This window comes from Neolewinella agarilytica (assembly GCF_900110645.1).
Taxonomy (GTDB): domain Bacteria; phylum Bacteroidota; class Bacteroidia; order Chitinophagales; family Saprospiraceae; genus Neolewinella; species Neolewinella agarilytica.
On record NZ_FOFB01000008.1, the window covers coordinates 215,916 to 227,453 of the forward strand.

Annotated in this window: 7 protein-coding genes; 3 read left to right on the plus strand and 4 right to left on the minus strand. The window is 54.6% G+C overall.

Features of this window, described 5'->3' with window-relative positions; all coding sequences use genetic code 11:
* Positions 1-55: 55 nt before the first annotated feature.
* Positions 56-3,607, minus strand: a complete 3,552-nt coding sequence (locus BM123_RS09545) for a M36 family metallopeptidase (RefSeq protein WP_090167665.1) — start codon at positions 3,605-3,607, stop codon at positions 56-58.
* Between the two features lie 229 nt (positions 3,608-3,836).
* On the opposite strand from BM123_RS09545, the gene BM123_RS09550 reads away from it, so the two are divergent.
* From BM123_RS09550 to BM123_RS09560, 3 genes are all read left to right on the plus strand, one after another.
* Complete coding sequence (locus BM123_RS09550; RefSeq protein WP_090167667.1) at positions 3,837-5,345, plus strand: glycoside hydrolase family 10 protein; 1,509 nt, start codon at positions 3,837-3,839, stop codon at positions 5,343-5,345.
* Between the two features lie 89 nt (positions 5,346-5,434).
* Complete coding sequence (locus BM123_RS09555) at positions 5,435-6,289, plus strand: DUF2911 domain-containing protein (protein ID WP_090167670.1); 855 nt, start codon at positions 5,435-5,437, stop codon at positions 6,287-6,289.
* A gap of 147 nt (positions 6,290-6,436) precedes the next feature.
* Complete coding sequence (locus BM123_RS09560) at positions 6,437-6,964, plus strand: GAF domain-containing protein (protein ID WP_090167672.1); 528 nt, start codon at positions 6,437-6,439, stop codon at positions 6,962-6,964.
* 165 nt (positions 6,965-7,129) lie between these two features.
* On the opposite strand, the gene BM123_RS09565 is transcribed toward BM123_RS09560, so the two are convergent.
* From BM123_RS09565 to clpX, 3 genes are all read right to left on the minus strand, one after another.
* On the minus strand, positions 7,130-7,423 hold the full coding sequence (locus tag BM123_RS09565; protein WP_090167673.1) for a rhodanese-like domain-containing protein: 294 nt from the start codon (positions 7,421-7,423) through the stop codon (positions 7,130-7,132).
* 47 nt (positions 7,424-7,470) lie between these two features.
* A complete protein-coding gene (locus tag BM123_RS09570; protein ID WP_090167675.1) occupies positions 7,471-9,966 on the minus strand; it encodes a T9SS type A sorting domain-containing protein in 2,496 nt (831 codons plus the stop codon).
* Positions 9,967-10,140: 174 nt separating this feature from the next.
* On the minus strand, positions 10,141-11,418 hold the full coding sequence (gene clpX, locus BM123_RS09575) for an ATP-dependent Clp protease ATP-binding subunit ClpX (protein WP_245748490.1): 1,278 nt from the start codon (positions 11,416-11,418) through the stop codon (positions 10,141-10,143).
* Between the last annotated feature and the right edge of the window lie 120 nt (positions 11,419-11,538).

Sequence of the window (11,538 nt, forward strand, 5' to 3'; positions counted from 1 at the left end):
GGTCGGGACCTGGTACTTCGGCTATGCTCAGCAACCAAGGTCCTCCCCCTAAGAGTTACTGAATGGTCACTTTAGTCGTACTTACCCGGCTATCACCGGTTACCTGAACAACGTAGACACCTGCGGGAAGCGAGGAGGTATTGATCGTTGTCAGCGTAGCGCCAGGTGCGAGATTAAGGGTGTTGGTGAATACGGCCCGGCCATCAATGCTGAAGAGCTGTACGGTAGCCTCACCGGCACGTTCAGCGGTGATGTTGACGTTGACGACTTCGTTGGCCGGGTTGGGGAATACACTCACCTGCGTCTGCCCGAGTTGCGGATCATCCGTGTCCGTAGCGTCTCCGCCGAGTGCGAGTACACCAAGGTTGCCCACTTCGGCCCGGAAGTTATCTCCCTGGTCAGAAGTAAGGATGGCGGCGCTCTCATAGTTTACTACATCGAGGAGTTCAATGTTATCAATCCACCAGCCTCGTGCGTTTACCGCAGCATCTGAGATGAAGCGGAAGCGGAAGTAAATACTCTGGTTAGCGTAGGCACTCAGATCAATGATGTTCTCTACGTAGCCCCCACTGTTGCCCCAGAATGAGGTCGTACCCTGCAGAGCCGCAGAGCCATCTGCAGATATTTCACCCCGGTAACCACCCCGGACGAAATTGTCCGGAACGCGGGTCCAGGTTGAGTTGTCCGTACTGACTTCCACGATACCGGCATCCCAGCCTGCTTCGGTTTCGTACTTTGTGAAGAAGCGCAGCGCGGGATTGTCACCGGTTACGGGAACAGGCTGGAAGGTGCGCAATACCTGATCCTGAACTGAAGGAACGTTAACGATGTACCAGGCCAGTACGCCTTCGTATGGGGTCGTGTCTGTTTGCTCCCAGAGAACGTTGCCGTCCAGGCTTTCCAGTTCCCAGTTATCATCTCCGTCTTCGGAGCCGTCAAAGAAGTAGCTCGTGGAGCCCAACTCGGGGTCAGAGGTGACGGAGTAGATGATCGTCTCTTCGTCTTCGAATTCCATTTCGCCGACGTTAAAAGTAATAGTGTTGCCTTCAACGGTGAAGTTGTCGTTGCCACGAACGGAGCCTTCTTCGAAAGTCATACCTGCTGGGATCTGGTCGGTAATGGTTACGGTAGAAGTTACCGAGTCCCGAAAGTTGGTAGCTTTCAGGGTGTAGGTAACGCCCTCGCCGGCATTGATAACGTCTACGTCAGCGGTCTTCGTCAGGTGTACCCCACCAATACAGTAGGGGCTCAGGTCAAAAGCCTCGACGTTGTCCGTGGGGTCCTCTGCGCTACCCTGGTCGGCGGAAAAGCCCATGCCGCGACGGGCGAAGACTTCCCAGATCAAACACTGGTTAGCACCATCGTTGATCAACTCGTCTGCCTGAAGGATCCCATCACGGGCATCAATGGCACCGGGGCCACATCTGGTGGCTTTCATCCCTTCAATCACCAGCTCAACGGCCTTGTTATTGCCGCCCGTTCCGTGAATCAGATCATCATCATAGCCGTATTCTTCGGTCATGGCCCAGTAGAGATCCCACAGGGTGACGGCCCAAACTTCTCCCCGGTTATGGGGCGAGGCATTATTGGCCGTAATGAAATTATCGTAGGTGAAGTCATTAATGGCAAAATCGGTAGAGTAGCGTTTTTCGCGAATTCCTGCACCGTCAATAGCCCCACGGGTAGAGTAGTTGCCAATGCCCCTTGGCTCGCTTCCGTCGGGGTTGTCCACCAGGGTCTGTGGGGTGGAGGCCAGCGTAAAGAAGTCAGACCAACCCTCTCCCAGAGATTCACCATTAAACACACAGCCGATGTTACTGGGGCCACCAACGAGACGGTTACTGACACCGTGACCGATCTCATGTGCTACAATTCCATTATCAAAATCACCATCGCGCGGAGGCGGAGCAGTAGACCGGAAGGTAACGGAGATGCTGTCATTAGCGGCCAGTGATACGCGCAGGGGCTGGCAGTTTTCAAAACTCAGGAAAACACTCGGGATGGTGACAGTAAGCTCAGGGTTGCCATTGGACATGCCGATCGTGCCACCACGACCGTCTGGGGAACCTTCCATTGCATCATTACAGATGACAACACCGACGGCACCAGCCTCTTGTGCATTAAAAACTTTCAGGGAGAAGTTACAGGTCCCCCGGGTAATCAATGCCATCTTACCGGCTATTTCATTTCCGTTAGTCACGGGGTCACAAGCCAGTGCCGGAGCAACTTCCACTAGCTGGCCTGTAGTGGGTATAGAGCCGATTACCGGACCGAAACCAGCCGTTCCGGTAGTGTATGGGCCGGAGACAGAAGCGGGCTCGGTTACGGTCATTATATTACCTGTTTCCTCCCACAAGAACATCTGCATTACACCCGACTGCCCGTCCTCAGGAGTGAAAAAGTTGGCGTTGTTAGTGCCGGAGCCATCCTGGGCTTCTGCCATGATCGGGTCGCGATCTACGCCGCCACCCTTATAGTTATTACGCTGAAAATTGCCGCCTTCTTCGTCAAAGCCAGCATGGTAAAGCCAGTCGTGAACTTTGTTGGTGGTATAGAAAACCTGGGTCAGAGAGGCGTTGAGGATGGTGTCTTCGTTTTCCTCATCGGCAAAGTAGTAGTCAAAAACGAGTTCGTCGCCACCATCGGCAAAAATGCCGGGATCGGGTGTGTCGTCGTTGTCGTCGCGGTCCGGGTAGGCATAAACGTTGTTGCCACGGGTAATGGTGAATTCCGGGCCGTCCAAACCGTTGGTGTCGTGCCAGCCGAAGGGAGAGGCAATGGAGTCCGCCGGGTCAACTTCCAGCACGCGGCCATCACTGTGTAACGGAGATTCTTCGCCGAAGGGGAAGACCCGGTAGCTGGCACCGTCAGCAACAGTAGTTGTTTTGGCAAACGACTCGATGAGTTGCTCATGTACGGGCAGCTCGGCGGTAGCGTCGGTTTTGGCGCAGGCCGTATTGTAATTGTGTGTGTGATGCGGGGTGCCGAAATCACACTTCAGCACCAGATTGTCTTTATCCAGAATACGGCCATCGGTGGCATCGATCATCATCAGCCAGTAGTCGGCCCGGTCAGCGTGCTGGTCGATAACGATTCGCCAGGCGAGGCGCGCGCCTTCGTCAGTAGGGAGGATCATCAGTTTGGCCAGAAGCGGCTTTTGGGAGACGGCGGACCAGCTAAAGCTCATCTCACCATCCGTTTCGCTGAGCAGTACGGCGTTGCCGAAGGTGGGGGAGACCGTGTTGACCGCTTCTGAGATGGCTTGTTGGGCGCTCACCGCAGGTGCAAGGGGGAGGCCGTAATCAGCCAGGTTGGCCACAAAACCATTGTTGCTGGCTACCAGCTGGTCTCCGCGAAAGTGGAGAATGACCTGAGCATTGTTCACCGAAAGGCCACGGTACTGTTGGTTGACGTAGATGTGGCGGACGCCTCCGGGGGAGACATAGTTGTCAGTGATTTCCAGCTCCGCAACATCCTCCGCCGTCAGGCCAAGGTCTTCATGCTTATTGCGGAGATAGTCGATGGCCGCCTGGCCATCGTTTTGTGCTACTAGCGTAGCGGTTCCCAGCAACAGGAGCAGGGAGAAAAGGGTAGGAAATATTCTCATGTTCAACTAGTCTTTAACGGAAGGTTTGATTGACACAGATGAGGAAAACAACAAATCATCCAGGTCGTAGTACAGTGATAGTTCATGTGCTCAGGGCACAATTCAAAACGTAAAAGTGAAGAAGGAGACCCTCCTCAATAGCTGTCAAAGCTAATCAATCGGGAGAAATTTGTCCTGACAAGCGCCCCAACTGTCGCCTAATGTTAATTTTTTGTCGGTAATTGGGAATATGGAAGACATATCCCGCTTGCCAGCCTTGCTGCTTTTAGCCCTTCTTTGCACCTGCGTCAGCGCCCAAAACACAGACCGTGATCTGCGCGGCGTCTGGATGGCCACTGTTCTCAACATCGATTATCCCCAAAATCCTACCGTTAGTGCAGCTACGCTGCAGGCTGATTTTAACTCCCAGCTCTTCCGCCTTCGGAAGGCGGGGATGAACACCATCTTTGTGCAGGTTCGCCCGGCCGGAGACGCCATTTATCCCTCTAAGCTGGCGCCCTGGTCTGAGTGGCTCACCGGCGTCCAGGGCAAAGCCCCGGTCAGCAATTTTGACCCCCTCGCCTACATGATAGAAACGGCGCATAAACAGGGCGTCGAAATTCATGCCTGGGTAAACCCCTACCGGGTCGCTATGTCGCTGGACTCGACGAACTTTGCCCCCAACCATCTTTATCATACTCATCGGGATTGGGTCCGTACTTACAACGGACGCCGATACCTCGACCCCGGCTTGCCCGACGTGCGCGCCCACCTCGGTGAAGTAATTGATGAGCTGGTAGCCAACTATGACATCGACGGGGTTCACTTTGATGACTACTTCTACCCCTATCCCGCCGCCGGAATCCCCTTCCCTGACCAGGCCACCTGGTATCGCTACGGACAGGGCCGGCCGCTGGCCGACTGGCGCCGGGAGAACGTTAACACCTTCGTGGCCGAAACCTACCGCCGGATCAAGGCCGCCAAACCATGGGTACAGTTCGGCATCAGCCCCTTCGGGGTCTGGCGTAACCAAAGCCAGGACCCGCTGCGGGGCAGCGCCACCCGGGCCTCCGTTAGCAGCTATGATGACCTCTACGGAGACGCCCTGGCCTGGGCCGAAGCAGGCACCGTTGACTACCTCTTGCCACAACTCTACTGGAGCATGGATTATCCTCCCGCCAGTTATCGGGTGTTGGCCAGCTGGTGGGCGGGCAATGTTCCGCCGGGCGTGCGGATATACATCGGCCATGCCGCCTATAAAGTGGCTAGTAACGATGACCAGGCCTGGCATGACCTGGAAGAAATGCCCCGACAGCTTTCCCTGAACGAACAGCTTGGGCGAAGTAGCGGGAGTGTTTATTTCAGCACGAAATCCATCCTCAACAATCCCTTTGGGCTGGCCCAAAGATTGGCAGATCTTTATCCAACTATGGCGCTGCCTCCGGCCCGTAACACTACCGTCCCGGTGGTGGCCACCAAAGTGAAACAATATAAACAGAAGCGGACGGAAAAGGGGAATCTCGTCGTTTGGGAAGTGAACAAGAAAACGCCGAAAGACCAACTTCCTCACTACTACGCCATTTACCGGGGGAGCGATTCAACCCCGATGACACTGCTGCATCGTACCCCTTATCATCAGGGGTGCCACCGACTGCACTATTATGATAAACTGGCGGACCCATTGGTGCAGTATGTCTACCGTATAGTCCCGATGGATCGTTTTCACCGGAATATGTCCGTTGCCAAAGTAGCCCGTTAACAGAACTCAGGTTAAACCTTTTGGCAGGCTCCTGCCTTACTGTTAAGTGTCCTGTAGGGCACAGCTAATTAAACCAATACCATCATACTATGCGCAAGCAATTATTCACACTCGCAGTAGCCGTTTTCGCGTTGCTGTTCACCGTTTCCCTGGAGGCTCAGATCAAGACGCCCCCCGCATCCCCTACCGTTAAAATGAAAACCACCATCGGCCTGACCGATGTACACGTAGAATACAGCCGCCCCGGCATGAAGGGCCGCAAAATTTTTGCTGCAGACGGACTCGTTCCCTTCGGCGAAGTGTGGCGCACGGGCGCTAACCAGGCGACCAAGCTCACCTTTGGCGGAGACGTCATGGTCGGCGGTGCAGAACTCAAGGCCGGTAGCTACGCCGTGCTCACCAAACCAATGGCGGATAGCTGGGAGGTAATGCTATACCCCTACGAAAGTGGCAGCTGGAACAGCTACACCAGCAAAGATCCCATCGCTGTTGCCAAGGCAATGAGCAAAAAAAATGGTTCTAAGGTGGAAACCTTCACCATTGAAGTACAGAACTACACTATGGAAGGTGCCGACATCATTATGAAGTGGGACGAAACCATGGTTGCTCTGCCCGTAAAAACTAAAGTGAAGGAAGCCGTTATGGCTAACATCGATCAGGTAATGGCCGGCCCGAGCATGAACGATTACTACCAGGCAGCTTCTTTCCTCGCGGACAATGGCGACAAGAAGAAAGCCCTTGATTACATCAACAAGGCTGTTGAAATGGGTGGTGACACTCCTCGCTACTGGATGGTACGCCGCCAGGCACTCATCCACGCTGACCTTGGCATGAAAGAAACGGCCATGGCTGCTTTCAAAAAGTCTATGGAGCTGGCCAAGAAGGCGGGTAACATGGACTACGTTCGCATGAACGAAAAGTCGCTCAAAGCCATGATGAAGTAAGGTTCTCCCGTAGAATTTTAATTCCTGAAAGAATGGGGCCGTAGAGAAATCTGCGGCCCCATTTTTTTACAAAAGGCTTGCATCTAATTTTTGACTCAGGGGTTAATACTATCCTACTATCATTACTATCCCACTACCAAACTAACCATGTCCGCTACCGCTGAAATGCCCTACTTCATCAAGCCTTCTCAAAATCTGAGCGGCCCGGAGAAAAGAACGGCCTACGCCGAAGCACGTGCCGCCATTCTGGCAACGATTGGTGACGAGCAGAACGAAACGGTCAAAATGGTGACCATCAATTGCTTGCTGAAAACCTATCTGCCCTATTATTATTGGGTAGGCTTTTACCTCGTTCGCGGAGAAAACCAGCTCGTCGTTGGTCCTTATCAGGGGACACTGGGCTGCCTTTACATAGAATTTGGTCGGGGAGTATGTGGAACAGTTGCCGCGAGTGGTGTCACCAAAATAGTAGACGATGCTCACGCTCTGAAACAAGGAACGGAACATATCGCCTGCGATCCCAACAGCCGCTCAGAAATTGTTGTGCCCGTTCGCAGAGCAGATGGCTCCCTGATGGGGGTCTTTGATGTGGACAGCACGCTAAAGGCTTCATTCGATCAGGTGGATCAGGAAGAGCTGGAGCAACTGCTGATAGCCGTTTTTACCAAGGCATAATGATGGTGTTCTATCGAAATAGACCAGTGTACTAGCACTAAAGTGCTTTTTTTGACACAAAGAAGCACAAAGGCACAGAGATCACAGAGAGACCGTTTATTATCGGAAAGACTCTCTGTGAACTTTGTGCCTTTGTGCCTTTGTGTCAAAAAGCACGTAGCGCCTCTATCCTTGGTAAGCCAACATGCCTCCTTCCAAATTACGAACGTTGGTAAAGCCCGACTGCTGTAATAGATGTTGGGCCATGCCGGAGCGTTTGCCAGAGCGGCAGTAGACGATGATCTCGTCATCCTTGTGGTTGGCCAGCTTATCGAAAGAAGCCGTAAGTACGCCAAGGGGGATATGAATACCTCCTACATTGAATTCAGCTCGTTCGTAGTCTTCGCGTACGTCCAGCAATACATAATCGTTCTTGCCTTCGGCTTCGCGTTGCTTGAGTTCCTGAATAGTTACGTCCATCAATTTATTGTTGTTTGTGTGGGAAACACCCCGTTAGCGGAAATGGATTAACGGCGAACGATTTTATGATGGCTCCAGCGTGTTCCGTCACTGGCTTCGAGCAGGTAAATGCCGGCGGGCAGGTCGCCGAGCTCCAGCCGGTCTGCGTTCGAGACTTCCCGCAGCAGGGCGCCGCTGAAAGAGAAAAGCCGGTAGCGGAGCACTTGGGTAGCGGAAAGCTGGCGCGGCCGCAGGTGCAAGGTTCCGTTCGTAGGGTTCGGGAAGACCTCGATGAGGGGCTCCTGCTGGGCGGGGTCATCGGTATTGGTCTGGAAGCCGGCAAAGCCAGCCAGGAGTGGGCGTAGCATGATGGCACCCGTAGTGGTGCCGCCCAGGCGCTGAAATCCGTTGCCAACGTCGAACCACTGTACTTCTTCAGGGCTGTTGTTCCGATCGAAACCCACGCCAATGGACCGGCTGGCGCTTTGCTGCTCCCAGCCTACCCAGAAGGCACCGGTGATCAGGTCAACGGGCGCATCGAAGGTGTAGGTCGTGTAGCCCTGCAAGCTGTCGAGGTGGAAGTCTTCTGCGTACAGGATGGGGAAGTCTTCGCTGTAGATCAGGTCTGTCGGCATCGTATCTCCTGAATAGACAACGAGACGAATGTCCTGATCGCCCAGTCCACCTAACCCGCGCGGGATGCGTACCTGGATGCCCGTCAGCTGATCGTCCACAAAGGCATTGTATTCCTGCAGGATGGTGGTGCCGGACTGCCCTTCCAGCGTTACCTCAGCCGTGCCGTCATCGTAGGCCATGTATTCGCCGAAGCAGGTGGTGACGGAGGAGAAGTTATTGTCCGTAATACCGGGTTCGTAGGCACCTGAAGTCTCACCGTTGTTGTTGAAAAGATAAATGGTCTCCAGCTTGTGGGTCAGGTTTTCGTCGGCAACGGTCAGCAGATACCCGACAATGTCAGTATAAACCTTTCCTAGTTTTGAAAAGAGAATGGTCCGATCAAGTCGCTGCCCGGGAGCGAACTCATTGTCGCCGGAGCCACCCGTTCCAAAAGCAGATGGTAGCAGTGGACTGGCCGCCACGGTAATGGGGTCATTACTGCCGCCCTGAACACGCAGCCTGGACAAACCATTGTCAACAGTAATATCATCCGTAGCCCCGGCGCTAAGGTTCTCCAGTATGAGGGTAATGGAATCACGGAAGAGCGCTTCGCCCCCAGCCTGCAGGTGCCGCATCGGGATGGCGGTGTAAGGCTCCGTCAGGTAAAAGGCCTCCGCCTGCAGGGCCAAATCCCGTGGTGGATTCTGTTCTGCGTCGAGCCTTACGTAGTCGAGGTGCCACATATCGACGGCGCCCACTTCGCTGCTTTTGTTGGCGAAGCGGAACTGAAAACCGTTGTAGAGCATCTCGTCAGGGATCGTCAGGGTGTACGACTCAAAGGGAAGGGGAGTGTTGTTTCCCGTCGTGATGGGGACGCCCTCTATTCGCAGGGCGGTAGACCAGTTGCCCTCCGGCGAAAGGAACTGCACGAGGAAACTGTCCTGTCGTTCGGGCCGGTTGCCCAGCCCCCGGGGCTGGAGCTGGAAGTGCAGGTTAACGCCGCTTTGGCCGGCCATGTTGATGGGCGTGGAGGTCAGGTAATCCCGCGGAACGGGCGTACTGCTGCCGCTGGCGTAGGGCTTTCCGTCGAAGTCAACCGCGTCGAAGGTGGCCACCCCAATGGAGGGTGGGCCGACGGCGAAGTTGCGGTTAATCAACACATCTTCGTTTTGCCACAGGTTGGCGGCGGGGCGGAAGTCGTTGTAGCTGAAATCATCGAAGAAGGGCAGGTCAACGGCTTCCCGGTCAATGGTAAAAGTAGCGCGGTAAACATCGCAGAGGCCGAAGGCGGTGCAGACGGTGACACAGACGGCGTCTTCGCCGCCGGCACGGGCGGCGACGTAGCGGAAATCATTGCCGCGGTCCATCCCTTCCAGGAAGGCGACGCGTTGCTCCCGGCCAGCGTAATCCGTTGCGCAGGTCTCGATCGTCCGGCAAATAGCCTCCGAAGGCAGCATCTCCCGTGGGACGCCAACTTCTACCACTCCGCCAGGCAGAACGATCCGGTTACCCAGGTCGATGGTCCGGCTATCGCGCCGGACAAGAATGCTAAGCGGAATGACTATGGCGCACTCGCCGGCTGCATTACAGGCGGTGAAACTCAGCTCATCTACGCCTTCCTCTGCACCTGCGTCCGCGCTATAGGTTAATGTGTCGTTGGCAAAAACGGCGGTACCGAAAGCGGCTTCCGCACAGCCTTCACAACTGTAGGTTATTCCGGGACCGAGGCCGATGGTGTCCAGGTCCAGTTTAATGGTACGGCTTTCTCCCGCCTCGAATAACTCGTAAGCGTCGAGGCCAAAATCACCGCAATTTACTTTTGGCGTCAGGGGTGCCGGCAGGCTGTTGTCGGGGAAGTCGTAGCCCGAAAGCGGGACGAACTGCTGGGCAAAAAGAGGAGAAAAACCCAGCCCGAGGAAGAGGACCGGTAAGAGTAGTCGTACGTTCATTATTTCACTTGGTATAGCGCCTGCCGGAGAATGGCCCCACGCGCAAGCTCTTAAACAACGCAGGAACGCGCACTTTGGTGCGTGTTAGCAGATCATTGGCCTGAATTGAGAAGGAGGATTTCCTTAGCGCATTAATTACGTTACCATCTACCGCCTACAACACTACCGACTAATCTACGCCGCCACTTTCAACATCTCCAGCATGCCGCCTTCAAGCTTGGCCTGGGCGTATGCCTTGTCGATGGTGAAGTGCTTGACGTCCTTCAGGCCGGGCATTTCGTACATCGCGTCCGTCATAACGGCTTCGCAGATGGAGCGCAGGCCGCGGGCACCGAGCTCGTATTCCAGGGCGGTAGCCGCCAGGTATTCGATCACGTCTTCGGAGAAGGTCAGGTTGATACCTTCCAGGCGGAAGAGGTGCTGGTACTGACGCAGGAGGCTGTTGTGAGGCTCTACGAGGATGCGCTTCATGGCCTCCAGGTCGAGGGGCTTGAGGTAAGTAACCACGGGGAGGCGGCCGATCAGTTCGGGGATCATCCCGAAACGGCGTACATCTTTGTGGGTTACGTACTTCAGGAGGTCTTCTTCTTCGATCCGCTTCTGGTCGTTGCTGCCGAAGCCGATTACCTTGCTGTTCATCCGGCGGGCAATCACCTTTTCGATACCATCGAAGGCTCCGCCACAAATAAAGAGGATGTTCTCTGTATTAAGTTTTACGAGCTTTTGCTCAGGGTGCTTGCGGCCACCCTGGGGTGGGACCATCACGTCAGTCCCTTCCAGCATTTTAAGCATGGCTTGTTGTACGCCTTCTCCGCTTACGTCACGGGTGATGCTGGGGTTATCGCTCTTGCGGGCCACCTTGTCCATCTCGTCGATGTACACGATGCCACGCTCCGCAGCAGCTACATCATAATCACAAACCTGAAGCAAACGGCTCAGGATGCTTTCCACATCTTCCCCAACGTAACCTGCCTGCGTGAACACCGTAGCGTCAACGATGGCGAAGGGTACATCCAGAAACTTGGCGATGGTTTTAGCCAGCAGGGTTTTACCCGTGCCGGTACGACCGACGAGCAACAGGTTGCTTTTCTCAATTTGCACCTCATCGTCACTGGTGGGTGGGTGGCTGAGGCGCTTGTAGTGGTTGTAGACCGCTACGGAAATGATTTTCTTTGCTTGCTCCTGGCCGATTACGTACCGGTCCAGGTGTTCTTTGATGTTGCGGGGGGTAACGCCTTTGGGTAAGTTGAACTCCTTTGGAGACTTCATCTCCTCGACGGGTTCTGTCTCTTGTCTTACACCACCATACAGTTCCTCCTCTACAATCTCCTGAGCCTGCTCAACGCAGACTTCGCAAATGTGAGAATTCAGGCCGGCAACGAGCACCAGGGCTTCGCTTTTTCCGCGGCCGCAGAAGGCACAGTATACGTCTTGTCGTTTGCCTCGCATCATAGTTTTATAGTCAAGTAGTCAGATACTGGACTTTAGCCATTTTTAAAGTAGAAACTCCGGCGAGTTGCATCTTCGAGGTATCTGACCACTTCGATTATGACAACCCTTCCTCCGGAGTTT